Here is a 21,878-nt window from a genome sequence, read left to right on the forward strand (position 1 = left end):
TATGTCTACCCTAACTCTTTCAAATATCGCAAAGCGTTACCCAAACGGATATCAAGCAATCCATAGCCTTAACCTTTCTATTGATGATGGTGAAATGGTTGTGCTCGTAGGTCCAAGTGGCTGTGGTAAATCTACCCTGCTACGCATGCTGGCCGGCCTTGAGGAAATCTCAAGTGGCGAACTCAGTATCGATGACAAGGTGGTCAATGACCGAGAGCCCGGCGAGCGCGATATCGCGATGGTTTTTCAAAACTACGCACTGTATCCACATATGTCGGTCTACGACAACATGGCCTATGGACTGCGAAATCGAAAAACACCCAAGAAAGAAATCCATCAATTAGTCACCCAAGCGGCAGAAATGCTTGAGCTCGCCCATTTACTGGACCGCAAGCCTAAACAGCTATCTGGTGGACAACGACAGCGTGTTGCAATGGGGCGTGCAATTGTTCGCAAGCCTAAGGTCTTCTTGTTTGATGAACCTCTATCCAACTTGGATGCTAAATTGCGTGTTCAAATGCGCCTTGAGATCAAACGCTTGCAGAAAAGCCTTAATACGACCTCCGTTTACGTTACCCATGACCAAGTAGAAGCCATGACTCTGGCTGATAAACTGGTGGTACTGAACAAGGGTGATATAGAGCAGGTCGGCTCCCCATTAGAGATCTATGATGCCCCTGCCTCGCTATTTGTGGCGACCTTTATGGGCTCACCGGCTATGAATATCCTAGATGGACAAATCAGCGAGCTAGGCATGCACGTTGCTGACTCACTGACAACTATAGCGACCCAGAATCTCGCCTTAGGACAAGTGAAAGTAGGGCTTCGCCCCGAACATCTATTCGTTGAGAAAACTAACCCGAAGTTTTCGGTCAAGGTTGAACTGATAGAGGCATTGGGTGCTGATCTTCTGCTTTACTGCAACACCATAGACAGCAGTGAACAAAAGCTCGTCGTTCGAGTGGATGGACACGAAGACATTAAATCTGGTGATGTACTAGGCCTAACCTTTAGCCACCAGCATTTACATTTATTTGATTCTGAGAGTGAGAAGCGCATAGAGTTTTCCTCTCAACAAGAGCGTGTAAAAGAGGTGGTGAATGCTTAAGTCACTGCACTCGATTGAGCAACAACAATTAGCAAACATCGAATGGTTACTGACTGACGTAGATGATACGTTGACTTGGGAGGGACAACTTCCTGATGTCACTCTCAAAGCTCTCTACGATTTGAAAGATGTCGGCATTAAGGTAGTCGCCGTTACTGGTGCGTGTGCCGGTTGGTGCGACCAAATTGCCAAAGTATGGCCCGTTCACGGTGCTATTGGAGAAAATGGCGCATTTTGGATGAGCCAAACCGAATCTGGCTTCGAAACTGAATCAAAGATCCCTCTCATTCAAATGCAGGTTCAACAAGCTGAGCTGAAATTAGCTCTCGCCGACATCTTGGAAGATTATGAGGGAGTCGATTTTGCAGCGGACCAGCCATTTCGTTTCTGCGATGTAGCCATTAACCTCAGCCAAGACCGAGAACCCGTTAGTGAACAAGTCGCTAAGGAGTTACTGATGAAAGCGAGGAGTTTGGTGATTAATGGCAATAACGTTAACGCCTCTCTTAGTTCAATTCATCTGAATGTGTGGATTGGCGAACACAGTAAACGCGTGACTAGCGAAGCGTACCTAAAGGCTCATTATTCTTGTAATGACATCGACCTAAACAAAGTCGTTTATATCGGTGACTCTCAAAACGATGAGGCGATGTTCGCTTGGCTCCCCACTACATTTGGGGTGCGCAATATTCAAAAAGTGTTGCCAGACCTAATGCACAGGCCTAGCGTAATCTTAAGCAAAGACGGCGGATTTGGTTTCTCTGAGCTAGCGCGCAATATAATCGAAGCGAAACAGAACGGTCTTACAGGACAATTGTACCGTACCGCTTAACGGCAGTTTTAGCCGAACAGCAACGCGGCTAAGAACACCACAATAAAGAAGATGAAGGGCGACAAGAAGCCAATTAGAAAGTTTCGCGTTGGAGACCAAAGCAGCAGTAGCAATACGACAATCAGTAAGCTCAAGGAAGTTCTTTCCCAATTTATGAGTGACCGCAGAGGATGCCGTAGGATACGTCTCTAGACCAATGACTTGCACTGACATCTGATATGCCTTGATGTAATAAACACGAGAGCCTAGAACATAAGATTTTCTAGGCTCTCTCTTTTTGGCTACTTTACTACTTTTCGTTCTTATAAAGCTTCCCGCTTTGTTTGCGACACTCAGTAATCATGATGTTGCCAATGTACTCGCCATTGACATAACAAGGCAGCCATGGAGTCGTACCAGCAAACGAGTTTGAAACAAAAGAGAGGCTCAACACAGCAGATAAAATAACAGTTTTCATGATCATTTCCTCACAACGACAATGACCATTTCTACGCAGTGCCAATAGTTAAGTTCAGGTTAGCCCATCAATGAAGTGCTACTCAATCAGAAATACACCTTAATCCCTGCTCTTGCTTCCAACTCAACATCCAACTCATCAAGATAAATAGCCGGAGTAAGGTCAACATAAAACCCTACAGGCTTAACCCGAAACTCAGCACCTATGCCAGGAGTCAGCGCGACATAGTGCTGGTTTCTATCCACATACTGCCCACCAATAAATAGATACATGGGTGTTCCCGACACCGCAAAGGTTTTGTTCGCTCCAATACCAAACTGGTCATCCAAGCTCACATTCATTCGAAAGCCATTGTGCGCCACATCCAGTCCCCAAAACGGCTTACCTACCGATACACCAATCCCCGTCTCAGCCTTAGCAACGAACGATGCACTCATACCTGCGATCAACAAAAGACTCATTAACTTTTTCATATTACTTCCACTGCAACAATTTGCACGGATAGTAAAACGGTAAAATGTGTAAGTTGTTAATGAGAAAGAGAATTTACGGTTCTCTTACAGTTCTGTTTAGGATTTATTCGAGTTGGAACATAAGCCGGACAAAGCGGAGACGCTCTAGAGTAGAACTAATTTTGGGCTGTGGGTTAAGACATCGATTTGGTATAAAAAAGGGCACCGAAGTACCCCATTGAAGAAATTATTGAAATAACTAGATTAATTCGCAGGCTTCCTGACTAAAGCTAGGCACTTCAGGTGGTGTTACTACATAATCAGGACATTCATCGATATACGTACCATCAGGGTATTGTACTCTGCGCTTTTGATAGCCGTTCAAATCACGCGTGGTGGTAATGGTCTTACCATCAGCGTATTCCACCAATGATTTTTGCATCCATACAGGCATTGGGGCGAAGCTATCTTGTTGACTCCAGGCAATATTCCAACTATCTATTTCACTCATTATCAGAGTGTGCTCTGTGATATCATATTGCATCAATGAAGATAGGCCAGTGGTGTCAATTTGATATTCCATCGACATCATTTGATCATTTTGATCTCGTGCTACAAACTCCCTAACAACAAGAGCATTGTCAAACTGCTCAAATTTGCAGTCCTCTTCAGAGTTTACAATACTAGGCTGTGTTGAACGTTCATAACGAAAGAAATCTCTATTTGTCGATTCCCATTCATCTTCGATATTTACTAGTAACTCGCAAGTTAAACTATCAGTACCTTGCTCGTCTGTCTCAGTTCTTAAGTAGGTACCCTCTTTTAAGAAGATCCCTTCACTTTCACCCTCTGCTAAATTAGAGAACACAACACTCCGCTTCCACTCAGTTTGAGAGACTGAAAAGTCATCAATGAAACCTTCTCTGCCTTGAACTTCACCGGTACTTGTACTGTTATTCATTCCATAATCTAGAATCCAATCAAATCCTCGGTCCACATACCAACTGTATTCAGGACTGCCCGCTGTGTAGATGTACTGATACATCCATACATCATTACCTTTAGCCAGTAGCTCGGTTGTTTCTCTAAATGAGCGCTGCAAGCCTTCTACCATTTTGACAGCAAGCGCGTGAGCTTCCGGATCGTTGCTAGCTATATAGTCAGAGAATATCTGCTCCTTAGATAAATTGTACGCCTCGCTCATATCAAATAGTGCTTGATCATACACAACTCGAATCTGCTCTAGTAACTCTTGATTCTCTAATATTTGCTCACAGTTATATTTGGAGTAGTCATGCTCGACCGCTAGTAAACTGTACATTCCTTGCCAAGCAGTTGAAGTTAGAGGCGTAATATGAACATTATCAAATCCATTATCGGTTGCTGAATTAGGCGCGATAGTCATCATATAGGGTTCTTCCACCACCCCAGTATCCAAGTCAACGGCACCTTCAGGAACCATCACTTTGATCGGCACAGCTTCTAGGCATTGCTGCTGAAAATCGCTTAAAGCTAACTCGTAGCCGCCTGAGCTGTCAGTAATAGCTGAAGGTTCACCATCATCTTCTACTCCATTATTATTGAGATCTAGAAAAACCGTAGCGCCTTCAATATAACCATCGATTGCTTTGCCTGATATTGACGTTGTAATGGGTTGCTCACCATCATCGGAAGAACTATCTCCACAACCGACTATGGATGTGGCTATCAAAGACAATACTAAAGGAGGTAGAAAATGTTTGTTCATGTTTTTGTCGCCTAATTATCAATAAGAAAGAGCAAAACTAACGATTACAAATGCAAGGAATTTTATCTGATTACTCAAAGATAGTATTATCACTTTACGCCACTCGATACATTTACCTCCCCTTGACTGAATTTACTTATATTCATTCAACAGTTGCGTCCGTCATACAAATCCCTTTAAATGTATGACTTAATGGATTTTTCTTAAGGATCACTGTGTATCTAGTACTGTACTGTCATAACATTGGCATGACTGATTTCTCTTTTTTTGAGACCGAAGATTTTGATAAGGATGATGGCTACATCGTTCGGGGTAAGTGGCCTAATGAGCAAGCTTTTCGAGACTATTTGAACAAAGAGTTCTCTGATCTTAGTGATTATCAGGTGCTTGATTTAATCGCTGAAGGGAAAGTAGCGGAAGAGTATACGCGAAGCGAATTGCTAGAGCGTGCCAATGCTATAAGCTAACCATTATTTGTTCTATTTTAAGTACAAAAAAGCATAACTAGGAAGGCTATGTCAGGGTTAAAACGAGAGATAACATTGATTGGTGGCATAGGTCAGATGTCCACCACCCTGCTTGGTACTGGGCTTTTTATGGTGCCTGCTATTGCGGCAAGCATTGCAGGACAAGACATGCTTTGGGCATGGTGGTTGCTCATCTTTGCGGTGTGCCCGATCGCCTTCACCTTTGCCGCCCTTGGCAAGCGTTATCCCAATGCTGGTGGTGCCTCTTACTTTGTAAAACAAGCTTTCGGCTCACGCCTTGAAAAAGCCATTGCCCTACTGTTTATCAGTGTTATTCCTGTTGGTGTGCCGGCTGCTATAGCCATTGCAGGAGGGTTTGCTCAGCAATTTCTGCCCAACGTTCTCGCGCAGCCCATCATCGCTCAACTGCTAGTAGTTGGACTTTTAATGATGGTTAACTTTTCTGGGAGTAAGATCTCTAGCCAATTCCAAACAGGTATTGCCATTGGCATATTGGTATTGGTTGGACTTTTTGTCTGGTTTAGTGATGTTTCGCCTTCTGATAGCGTTCCTGCTTCTTTCTCTATCAGTAACCTTCCCGCGATTGGCAGCGCTGTGGCTGTGATGTTCTGGTGCTTTGTGGGCATTGAGGCCTTTGCGCATATGGGTGAAGAGTTTAAGCGACCTGAGCGAGACTACCCTATCGCCATCTTAGTGGGTTGTCTCATTGCAGGTACCGTTTACTATTTGTTTTCTTTAGTTGTGCTCAAGCATCAAGCCTTTGGAACGCAAGAGCTGAATACCACCTCTGTGCCTTATCTTTCCAATTTACTATTTGGTTCAGGACTCACTTGGGTAATCAGTTTAACGGGGTTTTTAGCATGCTTTGCCACCATAAATCTATACACTCAAAGCTTATCTCGAATGATTTGGGCTCTGGCAAGAGAGTACAAACCTTCTAGCCAAGTAGCGCGAATATCTACCAAGGGTGTGCCATCTGTGGCAACGGTTATTGTTGGCATTACTCTCGCACTATCGTGTGTGTTTGGAGAGCTTTCAAATATCAATATCGAGGTATTCTTGACCCTCGCCAATGGCATTTTTGTGGTGATCTACCTGTTCGCTATGCTCAGCGCAATTAAGCTACTAAACGGGAAGGGAAAGGTCCTTGCGATATTTTCGACAATTTTATGTGTTCTTGTATTGTTCTCTATAGGACTTGCAATGAGTTATGCCATTATTCTTTTGGCACTAATCTGGCTATTAATTCCAAAATTTAACACTGAGAACTTACGAAATAAAGCTTCTACTTAATTACTGTTTTATGCACCTTGTAATATAGATTGTTATTTTATAGGCAATATCTATATCTATATTTATATACCGATTTATATTAAATACCGCTAAACAGCATAATCCACCCATGCACATGAGATTAATAATTAAGCAGACCCTTTAATTCTAATACCCTCCGCCTATTAAATTCGCTTCAAATAGCAAATCAAAATCATACAACTTATCCCTATTTTTCATAGCTATACCTGAATACGAGGATTCAATCCTTCAAACGCGATTGTACTATTTCTCTTCATTAATAAAAAATCCGCTTCGTGCTTTTCATCGTTTAACAAAACGTAATAGCTCAATAAAAAGCAATAGCTAATGCTATTAAAAAATAATAATTAATTATTCCTATGACAGTTTCATGGGATTTTATACGAAAAGGAAATCATGGTTTTATTATGAAATTAAAACTATCAGTTATCGCAGTATCTAGCATCTTCGCCTCCACTTTAGCTTCGGCAGCAACCGTTTATCAAAGCGATGATACTATTTTAAACTTCGGCGGCCGCGCCGAAGTCAGAGGCAACTTCTCTGATGCCAACAAAACAGACGACAACGGTCGCACTTATGCTGATGCTTCTCGCGTTCGACTAAGTGTTGATGGCACTCAAAAGCTGTCTGAAGAGATCGCCTTCTTTGGTAAATATGAATTCGAGCTGACAGAAAATGAAGATGGTGAAAAAGATGATGTTGCCGTTAACACTCGTTTCTTATACGCCGGTGTAGAAACCAACATTGGTAACTTCTATTACGGCCACCAAAACAATGCAGTAACCTATCTAACAGATTGGACCGATGCTGCAGAAACTTACAGTGGTTACATTAACGAATACAGTGTCGCTACCGCTGATAGAGCTAAAAATGTATTGCGTTATGAGTGGACGACAAACTCAGGTCTGACAGTACAAGTTGACGGTAACTTTAACTCTGATAGTGAATCAGCAAAAAGTAATGGCTATGGCGCTGTAATCGCGTACGCACTGCCGTTTGGCCTAGATGTAGGTATTGGTTACGCTGCCAGTGATGAGACCTACGGTAACGGCAATGACACCGATACCACAGACGCGTTTATGGCAGCAGCAAAATATACCCATGAAAATGGTTTGTGGGTAGCAGCGCTTTACCAAGGTGGTGATATCTCCGCTGAAGGAGTAAAAGGCTCTCAATACAATGCCGCTGACGCTTATGTTGGTTATGCGTTTGGACAAAACAACGTAAACCTCACCTACAGCTACTTCCACGCTGAAGATATCAAAGAGCTTGATATTAACTTCGTTGGTCTAGAATACGCTCGCTACATGGGTGATGCTGCCTTCTTTGCTAGCTACAAGATCAACCTACTTGACGAGGGTCAAGGTGGTATCGGCGACAACGACCAAGACGAAGTAATGCTAGGTATGCGTTACAGCTTCTAAGCCGTTTTCCAAAGAGCTCTACACTCGGTGTGGAGCTCTTATCATCATTAAACGAAAAAGCAGCATACCCGACTCATCCTTTCACCCTGATTACACTCTATCCTCGATGCGCAAAGACTCTCACTCACTTCTATTAACAGCTACCGATTCAATGCTTTTCTTCATTCCCTATTTAGAGCGAAACAAGATTGATTGGCAAACCATAGCAGAGAGTGTTGATTTACCAGTGAGTTACTCTGGTAGCGAGAAGTGGATCCCGATAAAAAACTTTTCCTTATTTATAAAAAAGATAACCCTACTATGCGCGCCTGATATGCCCATCATTGTAGGGCAAGAGGCGGCGGAAAGTTTACTTCGCGACAAACGTGGTTTCTTCACACCCGATGATACTTTCCAACACGCCCTAACTGCGATCATAACGCACTCTCACCTTTTAACTCGACAAAACACCTATTGGTTAGAAAAAATAAATGGGCACTGGTGTTTATGTAATCGAGGTAACCTTTCGGTGACATTTCCAGGATATGCCGCCGTTGAATGGTTCCGCATTTCAATGTTACTGCATTTATGTCGCCACTGGTTGGGCAAAGACTGGATGCCTATTCAAGTGAATATGATGACAGCCTTGCATCAAGGATATCAGTATGAATCTCTGCTACTCAAAGGTAGCGAAGTTGCTTACAACCAGCCTTATCTTAAAATTCAATTGCCATCTTTATCACGCTTTGAACCTTTGGTGAGTCGCTCATTACACTCTCGTAATATCCAAGAAATTAAATTGTTGGCTGAAACGTACTGTCATCTGCCAAGCTTCAAGATCGAATGGTTAGCCTCACTATTTGGCGTTACCAGAAAAACCTTATATCGCTATCTCAAAGATAATAACACCACCTTTAAGGAGTTAAAGAAGCAGGCCATTTTGAATAAAGCGACTCAACTTTTAACTGAATCCGATGACAGTATCAGCAGTGTTGCTTGGCGTATGGGATATAGTGACGTGTCCAACTTCAATCGTGCAATTAAGGCTATTGCCAACAAAACACCGACTCAAATAAGACATAAAAACAAAGGTTTACTCGAATAGATAAGACTCTAGTTCCAACGTATGCACCTCTAAAAAGTCCCCAAATGACCTACTTAGCTAATTCTCTTAATCGTACTATGTGATTAAGGAGCAAAATCTCTCCTTGGTCAGTTTCAAAAACTGCCTATTCGACAAATAGCGCCTATTGATTACTCCCGATCAACTGGCGCTATTTTCCACAAGCAAAAAGCAAGTATCGCAGTTAAGAAGTTGGGAAAACGCTATGAGTACGATTGTTGAAGTCAGCATACTGGCGGGTGTCTCCAAGGCGACCGTGTCTCGCGTCATCAATGGAAACGAATCGGTTTCTCCGCAAAGTAGAGACAAAGTACTGGAAGCTATAGCGACATTAAATTTTACCCCAAGCAAAACAGCGCAAGCGTTAGCTACAAAAAGAACCAATGCAGTAGCGGTGGTTTTCCCTGAGTCAAATCATTCGCAGTGGGGAGCACTATTACCCGTTATTTCAAAAGAATTACAAACTCATCAAAAGAGTCTTTTACTTGTGAGTGGCCGGAACGACCCGATAAGTGAATATGATTCGATACTAAACCTGCAACATCAAAGCGATGCCGTATTGCTCTACAGTCGCACACTTAGTGACAAACACCTCCAGAGACTAAACAAGGAAATAGCGGTTCCTTTGGTGGTCATGAATCGTCATTCAATTAAAGAAAAATACCTTTCTGTTTCTATAAACCAATCGCAACTTGTCAGCATCGCAATGCAACACCTGATTGCCAAAGAACATCGGCATATCGCTTGCATCAGTGGTCCAACAGATAATCCAAGTGGGCAAGCCAGAGTGAAAGGCTATATTGAGTCTTTGTATGCAGCCAAGCTAACCTTCAACCCATTATTGCTTTCAATCAGTGACTATCAATTCATGGGTGGCTATCAAGCATGTCGGCAGTTGCTCAATCTTAAAGCTAAGTTCACGGCTATTGTTTGCTTTAATGAGCAAATGGCCCTTGGTGCCATAAAAGCCCTAAAAGAATATGGTAAAAACGTCCCTCAGCAGATTTCAGTAGTGAGCATTGGTAACAGTCCAATGGGACAGCATTCCTCACCTCAACTTACATCGGTCGAAAGTCCCGTTCAAGAAATGGCAAAGCAAGCAGTCGCATTGCTACTCAACCAACTTCAAAACTCTCAATTAGTTGAGTCCATTTCCCTAAATGGCAAGCTCGTTGTGAGAAAATCGGTGACTGGTGCAACACCTCAGTTGGCGCGAACTGAACCCTAGAATTTCCAACGTTACTCTCATTTCAGTTAAGGTAGCAAGGCTTTACACCATCAATGCTATAACCGGTGAGATAAGCACAGTTGCGACACCTGAAAACAACATAATTAAACTTGCGATAGTGCCTGCTTTCGAATGGATACCATAGGCAATGGCCGTACCCGAACCATGAGCGCAAGCACCAAGGCCCGCCCCTTTACCGTGACGTGAGCGAACCCGAAATAAGCTCAACATGCTCTCACCCACCACAATGCCCACAATCCCTGTCATAACCACAAAGATTGCGGTGAGATCAGGCTGACCACCAATCGCCTTAGAGGCAACTACCGCAAATGGGGTGGTAATAGAGCGAACCGCGAGGCTTTTTTGAAGTAATTCGGAAAGATGTAATCCTTTACTCAGCAATATGGTGCTAAGCAGTGCAGTTACAACCGCGACGATGACACCTATTGAGATGGATAACCAATGATGTTTGATCAGCCTTTTATTTTCATACACCGGAATAGCAAAAGCGACTGTGGCAGGCCCTAACATCCAGATCAACCAGTGAGATTCCTGAATGTAGTCTTGATAGCTGATTCCCGCTAATAACAGCACCGCTACAACTAAAACTGGTACAGAGACCAAAGGAATGAGCCACACCTTCTTGAATCGGCCGTGCAATGATTTTGTGCAATAGTACCCAAATACTGTTAAAGCAAAGCAGAAGATAGCCAGATAAGTGTGCATCATCGATTTCCTCTTAATTTTTTAAGTTCATAACGATAAACAACATCCACCACCATTGCCGTCACGGAAAGAACAAAAACAGTACTCACGCCAATCACCAACGCAATCTTTAACCCCTGATGCTGAAATAGGCTTCGATAATTCACAATGGCGATGACCGCTGGAATAAAAAACAGCAACATCTCAGCGATCAGCCAGTTGGAGCCAGCCTTGAGCCACTGCACCTTAACTACTTTGGTAAAAAGCAGCAGCAAAAGGAAGAACATTCCAAACACATTAGATGGCAACGGGATATGCCAAGCTGTTACCAACCAATCAGAAAGTAACCAGATAAAGCACAAGATCATGACTTGCCCGATAGTGATACCGATGTGTTTTAGTTTTGAAGTGTTCATTGCAAAGTACGAAGCCGTTTTTGTTGGTTGAATTATCAAAGATTGCTCAACTAAACTCCAATGAATAAAATCATCACAAACTATTCCTAAAAGGAATGCAAAAATGACAATGAAAGAGCTTCAATACTTTGTCACTCTTGTTGACACTAAGAGCTTTACTAAGGCCTCTGAGCAGCTTTTTGTGACTCAGCCTACGATAAGCAAGGCTCTCAAGTCTTTAGAGAATGCGTATGGACAGGCACTGATCTACCGAAATGGCAGAGAGTTAGGTTTAACGGATGCCGGTGAGATCGTATTTCAATATGCACAGTCGATACTCTTTCAGCAAAAAGAACTAGAGGTACGCCTCAGTGACTTGCAGCAGCTAAAACAAGGCAAAATAACCTTAGGTATCCCGCCTATGGTTGGCCATTTGTATACCCATCTGATCCAGCAATTCTCTCTTCAATACCCAAACATTGAGGTGTCCATCGTAGAAAGTGGCAGTCGCAAACTAGAGAATGCTGTACTTGAGGGGAAGATCGACATTTCAATCACCATGCTGACCAAACCCGATTCTAGATTTAATACCTGGGCAATTGGCAGCTACCCCATTCTTGCTGTGTTGCCTAACACTAAGCAATGGCAAAATAGAAATGAAGTCGATATTGTTGAGTTGAAGGAGCTGCCTTTTTATCTGTATAACCCCGAGTTTATTATTTCGGAGGTGATTACCGAAATGTGCCTCGAACATGGATTCGCACCAAAGATTGGTGTCAGAAGCAGTCAGTGGGACTTTCTGGCCGCTATGGTAAAAACAGGAATGGGCGTCAGCTTTATGCCTGAACCTATTTGCAAGCGACTGGATGACCAAGATTACTGTTTTGTACCTATAAAACAAAATATTCGCTGGGAACTCGCCGCTATCTGGAGCAAAGAGCACTATGTATCTAAAGCCAGCGAAGCCATGTTGAGCGTAGTTCGTAGCCCTAGCAAATTCGGCTCAAACTAACCCAATATTTCTGCTTGATCCTAGGGTCATTGTCCAGAGTAAAAAATGGCATAGTAAGCAAGTTAATAAATAAAAGGATACCAATGGATTCAATTACTCAGGCAGCATTAGGCGCAACCATTGCAGGCGCTGTTGCAGGAAAACAATGTAACGCCAAGGTACTATTGGTTGGCGCGGCCCTAGGCACACTGCCAGACCTTGATGTAGTGCTCGATTATGGGGACGCTGTCAGCAACACCATCAAGCATCGTGGGTTCTCGCATTCACTGTTGCTGCTCCCTCCGTTTGCGCTGTTATTGTCTTGGCTGTACTGTCGATTTCGTCCTGATGCATTCTGGAGCTTCAAACGAGTCTCAGTGCTAACGCTGAGTGTACTGATCACTCACACACTTCTAGACGCTATGACTACTTACGGGACACAGCTTATTTGGCCGTTCGAAGGCTACTTTGAGCTCCGCAATATCTTCATCATTGACCCGCTGTATACTGTGCCTCTTCTGGTGGCCATTATTGTCGCTCTGTTTTCAAAAGCGAACGGCGCTAAGTGGTGTCAAAGCGTGTTGGTTCTCTCCACTCTATATCTTGGTTGGGGTTTTGCCGCGCAGCAGTACATCGCAAACCGAGTAGATCAAAACCTAGCCCAGCAAGGTCTGCCCAACAAGCAGGTCATGATCACTCCTACCCCCTTCAATACCGTACTTTGGCGAGTCGTAGTTATGGACGAACACTACTATTGGGAAGGACTGGCGTCTTTGCTAGACGAAAATGAGGATATTGAGTTTATTGCTCGCCCTAAGGGTACATGGCCTCTTGAAGAAAAACCCGAGACTCTCAAAGGACTAAAAGCCTTCTCACACAACTACCTGAATTACCGTGAAGAGAAAGATGCCCTCATCGTCTCAGATTTGCGACTAGGTATGGCTAATAACCTCTCCTTTGAGTTTATTTATGCCCAGCGTGATGACGCTGGCAATTGGGTTTTAATGGATGCCCCACAGCGTTACCCAAGTCAGCGTGGCTTTGAACACCTTAGCACCCTATGGCAGCGCATGAAGGGTGACCAGTCCATAAACGCTAATCTTACTAAAGAGACATTGAGTTATCGTCACTAAGTATTAAAAAGAAGCCGAGTCATCACGACTCGGCCTACAACATCTGCTATGTGCCTAGGAAGTTACCATATTTGCAGATAAACCTTCTAAGATAATGGCATTAAATGTCATTCTTGATTCTTGAGCTTGCTCTGACATGGATTGCTTCTTCTCTTTTGCCATTGTCAGTTCATTTGTTAGTCTCAGCAACTGCTGCTGCATTTCTTCTGGTAAATGATGATCGGCACAGTGAGCCTCGTTATGATGCTCCAATGCATAGGCGCGAATCTGCTTGCGCATGCTCATCAAACTTGCCATTGCCTCACGCTCTTCCTCAGCCGCTTGTTGTGCTAAATCTTTAAAGCACTCAAACTGGGCCAGTGCCATACCTTCTGCTGACCACGGATCCATTTCAGGGAGATCTTCAATATTGATCGTCGGCTCTTCATATTCAGATTGGTGGCGTATATCCAGTGTTGCCGCTCTCACAAACGAAATCATCAACATAACGGAAATAAACAACAGTGGCAGTCCGCCGACGATAGCCGCAGTTTGCAGAGTCGATAAGCCCCCCATAAACATCAATACCGTTGGTAAGAAAGACAAGGTAAACGCCCAAAATAGGCGGTTCCAACGCATCGGTTCTTCAGTCACATCGTTTTGCACCACAGACGCCAAAATATAAGAGATGGAATCAAAAGAGGTGGCAGTAAAGATGACGCACAGCAGCGTAAAAACGCCAATCACCATAGTGCCCATTGGTAAGGTATCTAAGGTCGCGAAAATAGCCGCTGGAGCGCCTGATTGGTTGAGAATACTGACAACATCCAACTCGCCAGTCAGTTGCAGAGATAAACTGTAGTTACCAAGCACAATAAAGAATAAGAAGCAGCCCAATGAACCATAGAAGATAGAGCCTACGACCATCTGTTTGATGGTTCTTCCACGAGAAATACGCGCGATAAATAGGCCCATACAAGGTGCGAACACAAGCCACCATGCCCAATAGAAGATGGTCCAGTCTTGCGGGAAATGAGTATCAGTAAACTCACCATAACCACCAAAAGGTTCAGCCCAAGACGCCATCACAAAGAAGTTCGACAGCATTCGACCAATTGAATCTAGTCCCGTTTCTAATATGAAGACTGTCGGCCCTGCAACTAATACAAACAGCAGTAATCCCATCGCCCCCCAGAAATTGATATTACTAAGAAGCTTGATCCCTTTCTCTAAACCGGCATAAGCGGAATAGCCAAATATCGCAGTACACAGAAGTAAAACCGCCACCTGGCTTAGGGTGTTGTTTGGGATGCCAAACATATGATGTAAACCACCATTAATAAGCGGTGCGGCTAAACCTAAGGTTGTGGCTGCGCCCCCTAACATGCCAAAGATAAACAACACATCGATGAATTTACCGATACTGCCATTCGCTCGCTTTTCACCGAGCACCGGCATCAGGGCGCTAGAGATCTTTAAAACTGGCTGTTTACGAACATAGAAAAAGTAAGCAATAGGCAAAGCGGGGATAAGATAGATTGACCATGCGATAGGTCCCCAGTGGAACAGACCATAGGTCGCAGCCCAGCGAATAGCTTCTTCACTTCCTGCGGCCAATTGGAAAGGCGGAGTTTGATAATAGTACGCCCACTCTATACAGCCCCAATAAAGAATACTGGCACCAATACCCCCGCAGAACAGCATTGCGGCCCACGACCCAGTACCAAACTCAGGCTTCTCATCCACCTCTCCTAGCTTGATCTGCCCAAGATCGCTGAAAATGGTGTAGATCATGAAGCACATTGCCGCTATACCCAGAGCTAGATATAAGACCCCTAGCTTGTCAGTCATGAAAGACTTAGCGAGCGCTATCCAGTCCGCTCCTTGAACCGGAAATAAGATAAGTGGGATAACCACACTTAGCAGTAGAAATAGAGCACCCAAAAAGGTTGGTTTATCGATAAGAGAAAACGACTTTTGCATTGCAAATAACCCAAATAAAATCAAAGGGCATAATCTCTTGCCCCTCAATTTTTAACAATTCAGGCTATTTGTCGTGACGATTAAACAGAATGTTCTGCATTGATAAGTGAACTCAATGCTAGTTGAACAAACTCTTAAAAAAGTTGGATATCTCATCCCCAACACACCCAGAAGAGGTGTATTGACCCGCGCCCCACACAGGTAAACTCACGGAGCCGCGACCACAACTTGCCGACAATTTTCCCTTTCCTCTACGGCTGAAATTTACCATCTCAACATCATTCGCAAAGTCAGGGATTAACACTACAGGTCCACGCTGCTTTACGTAGTCGCTGTACACAGACAGTGCACCGGTTGCACCCGTCAATTTGGTATTGCCATTGTCGCCTCGACCAAGCCAAATAGTGACTAGCTCACGTCCGTCGATCCCGACATACCAACTGTCTCGATTATTATTCGTGGTACCCGTTTTACCGGCTAACTTATACTGATTCCCCATCGCTCCCAATGATTTTGCGGTGCCCTCTTGTACAGCCCCTTGCATTGCCGCAACCGTCAGCTCTGCAGCTTGCTCAGGCGCAACCTGCTCAGGAGCCAACTTGTGCTTGTACACAACTTGGCTTTTAGCCCCAACAACGTCGCTGATAAGATACGCCTGCTGGCGCAAGCCTTTATTAGCAATTGGCTGATAAAGCTCGGTCACTGATATCGGAGTCATCTCAAAAGCCCCTAACACCATTGATGGTAGCGGCTTCACTTCATTTTCAAGCCCGCCAAGCTGTTCGATAAAGTCTGCTACGTTTTCTAATCCCAACTCAACGCCAAGATTAACCGTAGGTACATTCAGTGAGTGCGCAAGAGACGTGTATAGAGACACCTCTCCCCAAAATTCACGACTGTAATTCCGAGGCTTCCACTGGTTTCCATTAGGCTGAGTGATCGTCAATGGATTGTCCTCAAGAACACTGGCAAGATTGTATTTTTCTGGGGAAGTGAGCGCGGCCATATATACTGCTGGCTTAATTACAGAACCAACTTGGCGATTACCATTTCGAGCATAGTTATAACCTGCAAAATTAGGGTTTCGATTACCAACAATCGCGCGAATAGCCCCATCACTGTAATCCATACTAATTAATGCGGCCTCAAGTTCAGTACCAGCAATACCGTCCAACGAAGGTAATCTTGATAAAATGCTGTTCTCCGCCTGCTTTTGAGAAAGAGGGTCAAGGGTTGTAAAGATGCGCGCACCCTTAATATTCTTGTTCGGCAATAGGGTATCTAATTCTTGGGAGACTAAATCGAAATAGGCAGGACGACGCAGATTAACATGACCACGTACTTGAATATCTAGGTCGCGCTTAATAGCCGCGTCATACTCTTGTTGCTCAAGGTGCCCATCTTCTGCCAACAATTTAAGCACAATATTACGGCGTGACTTGGCTCGCTCGGGGAAGCGCCAAGGATTGTAATAAGACGGTCCTTTTATTAAGCCAACCAACAAGGCTTGTTGATCTACCCTTAGTTCCTTCAATGGTCGATTAAAGTAGAACTGCGCACCTAGCTCAAAACCATGAATTGCGTCTGCGCCTTGCTGTCCCAAATATATCTGATTCACATAACCATCAAGAATATCGTCTTTGCTAAAACGGGAATCAATCAATAGCGCCATATAGGCTTCTCGAATCTTACGGCTCAAACTGCGTTCACTACTAAGAAACAGGTTCTTTGTCAGTTGTTGGGTTAACGTGCTACCACCTTGGACTGTTCGTCCCGCCTTAACATTGGTAAAGAATGCCCTTGCTATCGCAGTGAAAGAAATGCCGTCATGCTCAAAAAACGCTCTATCTTCTGTTAATAGCAACCCTTGAACCAACCCTTCAGGCATCTCCTTCCAAGACTGATAAAGTCGATGTTGATTGCCATCGTCCCCCATTAGCCCCATCATTTTAGGCTCTAGCTGGAACACACCTAACCCCACTCCGCTATCAACATCCATCATCGATTGGATACGTGAACGATTGAAAACGACTTTTACCCGCTGCAAATCACGGAATCCATCGGCAAACTCAAACGGGCGACGCACAAAAGTAATGCTACTTCCAGAAACGCTATATTCACCGCTGTGCGTGGGCTTCTCGACTAATTGATAATTGAGTATCTTGAGCTCATCGATAACTTCTTGTGGGTTCATCAATGAGTCAATGTTCAGGGTCATTGGCCTCGCATAAACCACGGTCGGCAATTCAAATAAGGGGCCAGAAAAGCGCTGCTGCACCATATGCGAGGCGCTGTAATGGAACGTTCCCCAGCAGGCCGCGAGAATGAGAGTGACACCCACTATGATTTTTCGAGGTGAAAGAGAGTGTCTACCCTTGTCAGAAGCTGTATTAGTCATGTTGTTGTGCTATCGATTTCAGTCTCGGCGCAACATACCCACTCTGCAAAAAGGAGTGTCAGAAAGACGTTAAAACCCGGAGTTACCCCTTTATTCCATTACCTACAACAGCAAAACAATCAATGGATTTTATGATTTGGGGCATTATTTGAACACGGCCCATTGTGGCACTTCAATACTCTTATTGATGGAAAGGTAGCGAATGTATATTACCGCCGCAATAGCACACACGGAGCTGATATAAGAGAGCGAAGGTGCCAACGCCAATACAGTCACATGTAGGCTGCACCCTAGCGCTACGGGAATCGCGTACAGTTCTTTATTGAGAAATAGCGTAGGCCTTTGCAACAACAAGTCACGTACTACCCCGCCACCAATAGCGGTTGTTACCCCCATAATGATTGGCCCTAAAGGCAAACCAAAATTCAGATCCCACGCTTTCTCTACGCCCTGTATTGAAAACATCGCAATCGCAATCGCATCTATATACAAATACAAGCGATTAACAAACCTCCTCTTCAATAACGGCACACAAACAAAGCCTATTAAGCTACTAATAATCGCGATCCAGATAAAAAATGAGGCCTCTGCCCAGAACACTGGAACACCAAGTAAGCAATCTCGTATCGTTCCTCCACCCACAGCGGTCACTACGCCCAGCACGACCACCGAAAAAACATCTGTACGCTTTTCGTTGGCCGCCAAAACAGCAGATAACGCAAAAGCAACGGCTCCTAGTACCGTGAATGTTTCTGTCAAAAAAGAAGTACTGAGATACATGTGAATACCTGATTGCTAGAAGTCGAGTGCAGTATTGACTGCAAATTATAGATACAGATCATTACTTTAACTCATTAATACTGAAAGCTTTACGCTCACTTGCAGGACGAGCTCCTCTCTAAAGGCGACCAAAAGAAAGCTTTGGCTTAACTCATTCTATACATCCTGTTAAGTAGGGTGCATCCATCAACAAGGATTACTTAAAGAAATTGCTTCTTATTATTATGACTTCAACGAATCACTGGCTTGAGCATATTCACTGAGTCGAACTCCAATCACTGAATTCATAAACGATTATTACGTAGCGCGACTATCGCTGTCGCACTATCACTTTCATGACAACCCGGTAACCATACAAAAATTTATCATTTAAATAAGATATGATAATTTCAGGTGATAAGTTGATTTCCATATACTCTCTCCATCGACGCAAAACACGAAACTAATTACTAAGAGATTGGAGCAGATTATGAAAATGAATCACGTAGGTATCATGGTTGGCGATATGGACAAAGCGGTTGAGTTTTACACCAAAGCGCTAGGCCTAAAAATCGTAATGAACAACACTAAAGTTATCGAAGAGCGCGAAACGGCTATCGGACGTATGTGTATCGCTGTATTCGGTGAAGGCTTTAAAGGCTTTAACATCGCACACCTTGTTACTACCGATGGCATTGGTGTGGAATTGTTCGAAATGAAAGAACGCCAAGAGCGTCACGAAGTTGATTTCTCTCGTCTGGGCATCTTCCACTTCTGTCTACAAACTGACGACTTTGAAGGTGCAATTGCACGTACAGAGCAATACGGCGGTAAGGTTCGTATGGACATCATGCGCTACCACCCAGAAGACGATAACAAGCCTCAAAAAATGGTATACCTAGAAGACCCGTTTGGTAACTTGTTTGAGTTTTACTCACACACTTATGAAGAAACTTACGCTTCTGATTACTCTTAATCTAAAGCACAGTTTGAATAATAAAGGATTGGCTTTTGCCAATCCTTTTTACGTTTCTTATTAGCACCACTCATGTCGCCCATGCAGAGGCGCAACTAACGAATCAGGTCCAAGATCGACTTAAATTCTGAAGCTCTACAATCCCCAACGAGTTCATACAAACTCATCTCTAACCCTGTCACTGCAACGCCACTCTCTTTTATCCGAGTGATCCCTAGATGCTTGTTCTCTAGAGTGCGAGAAGAAACGCAATCACTGACCAGTTCAACGTTATACCCAAGCCCTGCTAACCCAATTGCGGTTTGATACACACATATATGTGCTTCGATGCCACAGACCAACCAAGTATCTAGGTTATGAGCTTTAACTACTTCAACTAAGTTAGCCGATTCACAGCCATTAAAAGCCCACTTTTCTATCGGTTTTAAGTCATCAATAAGCGCCACAATCTCTTCAACTGTAGAACCTAGTTTCTGAGAGTTTTGCTCGAGTACAATCACAGGTAAGCCCAATACCTGTGCACCTTTAATTAACTTCATGCAATTGGAAATCAAAGCCTCACTATCATGCACTAGCCGAGCTAATTCTCCCTGAACATCAACAACGATAAGCCCTGTATTGTCCTTTTCTAGCATGCGCACCCTCTTAAACTCTGATAATCAAACCTATTAGCTATCACTGTAGCAAATCGTTCCGAAATCACTCTACACATACATTTAAGAGCCAATAAAAAAGAGGCAACACTTCCTGTTGCCTCTATTATCCATGTTAGGGAATTTAGTCCCATGTTAGATAAGTCTATATTTAAAGATGGATCTGCCGAGTTACCCCTGACTCTTTAGAGAAGTCTTGGTCATGACTGACCAAAATAAACCCTCCTTTATAACCCTGTAGTGCGGTAGCCAACATCATCTTGGAATCAAGATCTAGGTGGTTGTCAGGCTCATCAAGTAAGAGTAACGGCTGCGTTGGTTGGTGACTCACAATCAGCATAGCAAGCTTCATCTTCTCGCCACCACTGAGCGCCTTGCCCAAGCGAAATACGCTATCACGGCGAAACCCAATACCTGCCAGTAAGGTTCTAGCATCACTTTCCTGCATACCTGCACATTGCTGCATTAAGTTGTCAAATATAGAAAGTTCGACATCAATGCCACCAAAGTGCTGGTCGAGATAATACACCGGCGTATTAATCTGCAGCTCGCCTTGTTTAAGTGCTAAATCACCAAGCAATGTCTTCAATAACGTCGACTTACCACTTCCATTCCCCCCCATGAGATGAACCTTATCATCCGCACAAATTTGCAATGTAACAGGCTCTTCACAACTAAATGGCAGTACTCCCTCAAGCAGCGAAATCACCTTCCGTGAGCCACTTTGGCTATCGGCAAGGTATAGCCTTTGACTCTCCAGTTGCTCTTTTCTTAATTTCAATGTTTGCGTTTTATCGTGCAAGTGAGCTTGCCTTAGCTGCTCATTCTTGCTGCGATTTGAGGCTCGAGCGCTTGCTTGATCCTTTTTCGCATCCAGCAAGATCTTTGGCTGACTTCCCTCTTTCCGCTGTTTATTGCCCTGCGCCGCTCTTTGTTCTGCCTTTTCGCGGTTACGCTGCGCTTGCTCCTCTAAACGTTTGCTTTGCTTGTGCACGTTCGCTAGATGACGCTCTACAGCCTTTAACTCCGAGCGTTTTTGCTCAGCATAGTGGTCATAATTACCACCAAACACGGTAAGACCTAGGCCAGATAACTCCCAGATTTCCTCCATTTCACGAAGCAATTCACGGTCGTGACTGATGAGTAGAATAGCCCCATTAAAAGAGCGCATAGATTCAATCAACCATTGTTTGGCATTTGCATCCAAGTGATTTGAGGGTTCGTCGAGAATGAGAAGCTCAACATCTTTCTCGAACAATTGCCAAAGCTGTAATCGCGCTAATTGCCCTCCACTGAGAACAGAGCAAAGTGCATCCACCCGAGGGGGCAAACCTATCTCTTGCAACTGGCTCTGCAGTCGAAGAGCAAGATCCCATTGATCTGCAACGAGTTCGAACCAGTGCTCTGAGCTGTCACCTGCTTCAATCTTACCAAGTGCTTCAAGCGCTTTATCTTTGCCCAAAAACTGCGCTATGGTGCTGTCGCTTAAGAGTAATTCTGAAGGTTGCTGGCGATAAACTGCATGTGAAGAAGGTAAGCTAACCTTGCCATCAGATGGCGTTATCTCCCCACTCAATATAGAAGCAAATAGCGACTTTCCGACGCCATTGCGCCCGACTATGCCGACACGGCGCTGATTCATAGAACAAGAAAGGTGTTGCAATGGCGTATCGCCGTTATCAAATTGATGGCTAATATTACTAGCCTGTAGTACTGGCATAATTTGCCTCCTGTAAGACAGGGACAACAGTCGC

21 protein-coding genes are annotated in these 21,878 nt (G+C 44.0%); 10 read left to right on the top strand and 11 right to left on the bottom strand.

The window, feature by feature from the left end; genetic code table 11:
• Position 1: 1 nt before the first annotated feature.
• The gene (locus tag OCU46_RS09060) at positions 2-1,108 is read left to right on the top strand and encodes a sn-glycerol-3-phosphate import ATP-binding protein UgpC (protein ID WP_141268583.1); all 1,107 of its coding nucleotides are present in this window, start codon (positions 2-4) and stop codon (positions 1,106-1,108) included.
• On the top strand, positions 1,101-1,940 hold the full coding sequence (locus OCU46_RS09065; RefSeq protein ID WP_141268585.1) for an HAD-IIB family hydrolase: 840 nt from the start codon (positions 1,101-1,103) through the stop codon (positions 1,938-1,940). The genes OCU46_RS09060 and OCU46_RS09065 overlap by 8 nt, the downstream gene beginning before the upstream one ends.
• 8 nt (positions 1,941-1,948) lie before the next feature.
• On the opposite strand, the gene OCU46_RS09070 is transcribed toward OCU46_RS09065, so the two are convergent.
• From OCU46_RS09070 to OCU46_RS09085, 4 genes are all read right to left on the bottom strand, one after another.
• The gene (locus tag OCU46_RS09070) at positions 1,949-2,074 is read right to left on the bottom strand and encodes a hypothetical protein (RefSeq protein WP_280176832.1); all 126 of its coding nucleotides are present in this window, start codon (positions 2,072-2,074) and stop codon (positions 1,949-1,951) included.
• Positions 2,075-2,229: 155 nt separating this feature from the next.
• On the bottom strand, positions 2,230-2,397 hold the full coding sequence (locus OCU46_RS09075) for a hypothetical protein (protein ID WP_167495320.1): 168 nt from the start codon (positions 2,395-2,397) through the stop codon (positions 2,230-2,232).
• A gap of 86 nt (positions 2,398-2,483) precedes the next feature.
• A complete protein-coding gene (locus OCU46_RS09080) occupies positions 2,484-2,870 on the bottom strand; it encodes a hypothetical protein (RefSeq protein ID WP_141268587.1) in 387 nt (128 codons plus the stop codon).
• A 238-nt stretch (positions 2,871-3,108) separates the two neighbouring features.
• Entirely contained in the window at positions 3,109-4,596 is a 1,488-nt protein-coding gene (locus OCU46_RS09085; protein WP_141268589.1) for a hypothetical protein, read from the bottom strand.
• Between the two features lie 215 nt (positions 4,597-4,811).
• On the opposite strand from OCU46_RS09085, the gene OCU46_RS09090 reads away from it, so the two are divergent.
• The 5 genes from OCU46_RS09090 to OCU46_RS09110 all read left to right on the top strand — a co-directional run bounded on the left by OCU46_RS09090 (position 4,812) and on the right by OCU46_RS09110 (position 10,152).
• On the top strand, positions 4,812-5,063 hold the full coding sequence (locus tag OCU46_RS09090) for a hypothetical protein (protein WP_141268591.1): 252 nt from the start codon (positions 4,812-4,814) through the stop codon (positions 5,061-5,063).
• A gap of 48 nt (positions 5,064-5,111) precedes the next feature.
• Positions 5,112-6,377 (top strand): L-methionine/branched-chain amino acid transporter, encoded by a 1,266-nt coding sequence (gene yjeH, locus OCU46_RS09095; protein WP_141268593.1) that lies wholly within the window; start codon positions 5,112-5,114, stop codon positions 6,375-6,377.
• 428 nt (positions 6,378-6,805) lie between these two features.
• Entirely contained in the window at positions 6,806-7,822 is a 1,017-nt protein-coding gene (locus OCU46_RS09100) for a porin (protein ID WP_141268595.1), read from the top strand.
• A 313-nt stretch (positions 7,823-8,135) separates the two neighbouring features.
• Positions 8,136-8,906, top strand: coding sequence for a helix-turn-helix domain-containing protein (locus OCU46_RS09105; protein WP_244311329.1), 771 nt, complete (start codon positions 8,136-8,138; stop codon positions 8,904-8,906).
• A gap of 223 nt (positions 8,907-9,129) precedes the next feature.
• Positions 9,130-10,152: a LacI family DNA-binding transcriptional regulator gene (locus tag OCU46_RS09110; protein ID WP_141268598.1), complete on the top strand. Its 1,023-nt coding sequence runs from the start codon at positions 9,130-9,132 to the stop codon at positions 10,150-10,152.
• A gap of 42 nt (positions 10,153-10,194) precedes the next feature.
• Here the strand turns inward: OCU46_RS09110 and OCU46_RS09115 are convergent, their stop codons facing one another.
• Positions 10,195-10,881: an LrgB family protein gene (locus OCU46_RS09115; RefSeq protein ID WP_208733510.1), complete on the bottom strand. Its 687-nt coding sequence runs from the start codon at positions 10,879-10,881 to the stop codon at positions 10,195-10,197.
• Complete coding sequence (locus OCU46_RS09120) at positions 10,878-11,273, bottom strand: CidA/LrgA family protein (RefSeq protein WP_141268600.1); 396 nt, start codon at positions 11,271-11,273, stop codon at positions 10,878-10,880. Before OCU46_RS09120 ends, OCU46_RS09115 begins: the two co-directional genes overlap by 4 nt.
• A 103-nt stretch (positions 11,274-11,376) precedes the next feature.
• On the opposite strand from OCU46_RS09120, the gene OCU46_RS09125 reads away from it, so the two are divergent.
• Positions 11,377-12,264 (top strand): LysR family transcriptional regulator, encoded by an 888-nt coding sequence (locus tag OCU46_RS09125; protein WP_141268602.1) that lies wholly within the window; start codon positions 11,377-11,379, stop codon positions 12,262-12,264.
• Positions 12,265-12,347: 83 nt separating this feature from the next.
• Positions 12,348-13,376, top strand: a complete 1,029-nt coding sequence (locus OCU46_RS09130) for a metal-dependent hydrolase (protein ID WP_141268604.1) — start codon at positions 12,348-12,350, stop codon at positions 13,374-13,376.
• A 54-nt stretch (positions 13,377-13,430) separates the two neighbouring features.
• On the opposite strand, the gene OCU46_RS09135 is transcribed toward OCU46_RS09130, so the two are convergent.
• The 3 genes from OCU46_RS09135 to OCU46_RS09145 all read right to left on the bottom strand — a co-directional run bounded on the left by OCU46_RS09135 (position 13,431) and on the right by OCU46_RS09145 (position 18,516).
• Complete coding sequence (locus OCU46_RS09135; RefSeq protein WP_141268606.1) at positions 13,431-15,338, bottom strand: BCCT family transporter; 1,908 nt, start codon at positions 15,336-15,338, stop codon at positions 13,431-13,433.
• Between the two features lie 118 nt (positions 15,339-15,456).
• Entirely contained in the window at positions 15,457-17,736 is a 2,280-nt protein-coding gene (mrcB, locus tag OCU46_RS09140) for a penicillin-binding protein 1B (RefSeq protein ID WP_141268608.1), read from the bottom strand.
• Between the two features lie 144 nt (positions 17,737-17,880).
• Positions 17,881-18,516: a trimeric intracellular cation channel family protein gene (locus OCU46_RS09145; protein ID WP_141268611.1), complete on the bottom strand. Its 636-nt coding sequence runs from the start codon at positions 18,514-18,516 to the stop codon at positions 17,881-17,883.
• 469 nt (positions 18,517-18,985) lie between these two features.
• Between OCU46_RS09145 and OCU46_RS09150 the strand changes: the two genes are divergently transcribed.
• Positions 18,986-19,471 carry a VOC family protein gene (locus OCU46_RS09150; RefSeq protein ID WP_141268613.1) on the top strand — a complete coding sequence of 162 codons (486 nt, stop codon included), beginning with the start codon at positions 18,986-18,988 and terminating at the stop codon, positions 19,469-19,471.
• Positions 19,472-19,566: 95 nt separating this feature from the next.
• Here OCU46_RS09150 and OCU46_RS09155 read toward each other — a convergent pair whose 3' ends face one another.
• The gene (locus OCU46_RS09155; RefSeq protein ID WP_141268615.1) at positions 19,567-20,106 is read right to left on the bottom strand and encodes an isochorismatase family protein; all 540 of its coding nucleotides are present in this window, start codon (positions 20,104-20,106) and stop codon (positions 19,567-19,569) included.
• 169 nt (positions 20,107-20,275) lie between these two features.
• Positions 20,276-21,844 (bottom strand): ATP-binding cassette domain-containing protein, encoded by a 1,569-nt coding sequence (locus OCU46_RS09160; RefSeq protein WP_141268617.1) that lies wholly within the window; start codon positions 21,842-21,844, stop codon positions 20,276-20,278.
• Positions 21,845-21,878 lie beyond the last annotated feature (34 nt).

It is taken from the genome of Vibrio comitans (assembly GCA_024346835.1).
GTDB classification, from domain to species: domain Bacteria; phylum Pseudomonadota; class Gammaproteobacteria; order Enterobacterales; family Vibrionaceae; genus Vibrio; species Vibrio comitans.

What these genes read in the sequence shown, in the direction of transcription:
- mrcB (WP_141268608.1), bottom strand. Translation starts at nt 17,736, where the DNA reads ATGACTAATACAGCTTCTGACAAGGGTAGACACTCTCTTTCACCTCGA.
- OCU46_RS09110 (WP_141268598.1), top strand. Translation starts at nt 9,130, where the DNA reads ATGAGTACGATTGTTGAAGTCAGCATACTGGCGGGTGTCTCCAAGGCG.
- OCU46_RS09155 (WP_141268615.1), bottom strand. Translation starts at nt 20,106, where the DNA reads ATGCTAGAAAAGGACAATACAGGGCTTATCGTTGTTGATGTTCAGGGA.
- OCU46_RS09065 (WP_141268585.1), top strand. Translation starts at nt 1,101, where the DNA reads ATGCTTAAGTCACTGCACTCGATTGAGCAACAACAATTAGCAAACATC.
- OCU46_RS09120 (WP_141268600.1), bottom strand. Translation starts at nt 11,273, where the DNA reads ATGAACACTTCAAAACTAAAACACATCGGTATCACTATCGGGCAAGTC.
- OCU46_RS09105 (WP_244311329.1), top strand. Translation starts at nt 8,136, where the DNA reads ATGCCCATCATTGTAGGGCAAGAGGCGGCGGAAAGTTTACTTCGCGAC.
- OCU46_RS09085 (WP_141268589.1), bottom strand. Translation starts at nt 4,596, where the DNA reads ATGAACAAACATTTTCTACCTCCTTTAGTATTGTCTTTGATAGCCACA.
- OCU46_RS09100 (WP_141268595.1), top strand. Translation starts at nt 6,806, where the DNA reads ATGAAATTAAAACTATCAGTTATCGCAGTATCTAGCATCTTCGCCTCC.
- OCU46_RS09145 (WP_141268611.1), bottom strand. Translation starts at nt 18,516, where the DNA reads ATGTATCTCAGTACTTCTTTTTTGACAGAAACATTCACGGTACTAGGA.
- OCU46_RS09125 (WP_141268602.1), top strand. Translation starts at nt 11,377, where the DNA reads ATGACAATGAAAGAGCTTCAATACTTTGTCACTCTTGTTGACACTAAG.
- OCU46_RS09150 (WP_141268613.1), top strand. Translation starts at nt 18,986, where the DNA reads ATGAAAATGAATCACGTAGGTATCATGGTTGGCGATATGGACAAAGCG.
- OCU46_RS09130 (WP_141268604.1), top strand. Translation starts at nt 12,348, where the DNA reads ATGGATTCAATTACTCAGGCAGCATTAGGCGCAACCATTGCAGGCGCT.
- yjeH (WP_141268593.1), top strand. Translation starts at nt 5,112, where the DNA reads ATGTCAGGGTTAAAACGAGAGATAACATTGATTGGTGGCATAGGTCAG.
- OCU46_RS09115 (WP_208733510.1), bottom strand. Translation starts at nt 10,881, where the DNA reads ATGATGCACACTTATCTGGCTATCTTCTGCTTTGCTTTAACAGTATTT.
- OCU46_RS09135 (WP_141268606.1), bottom strand. Translation starts at nt 15,338, where the DNA reads ATGCAAAAGTCGTTTTCTCTTATCGATAAACCAACCTTTTTGGGTGCT.
- OCU46_RS09080 (WP_141268587.1), bottom strand. Translation starts at nt 2,870, where the DNA reads ATGAAAAAGTTAATGAGTCTTTTGTTGATCGCAGGTATGAGTGCATCG.
- OCU46_RS09075 (WP_167495320.1), bottom strand. Translation starts at nt 2,397, where the DNA reads ATGAAAACTGTTATTTTATCTGCTGTGTTGAGCCTCTCTTTTGTTTCA.
- OCU46_RS09160 (WP_141268617.1), bottom strand. Translation starts at nt 21,844, where the DNA reads ATGCCAGTACTACAGGCTAGTAATATTAGCCATCAATTTGATAACGGC.
- OCU46_RS09060 (WP_141268583.1), top strand. Translation starts at nt 2, where the DNA reads ATGTCTACCCTAACTCTTTCAAATATCGCAAAGCGTTACCCAAACGGA.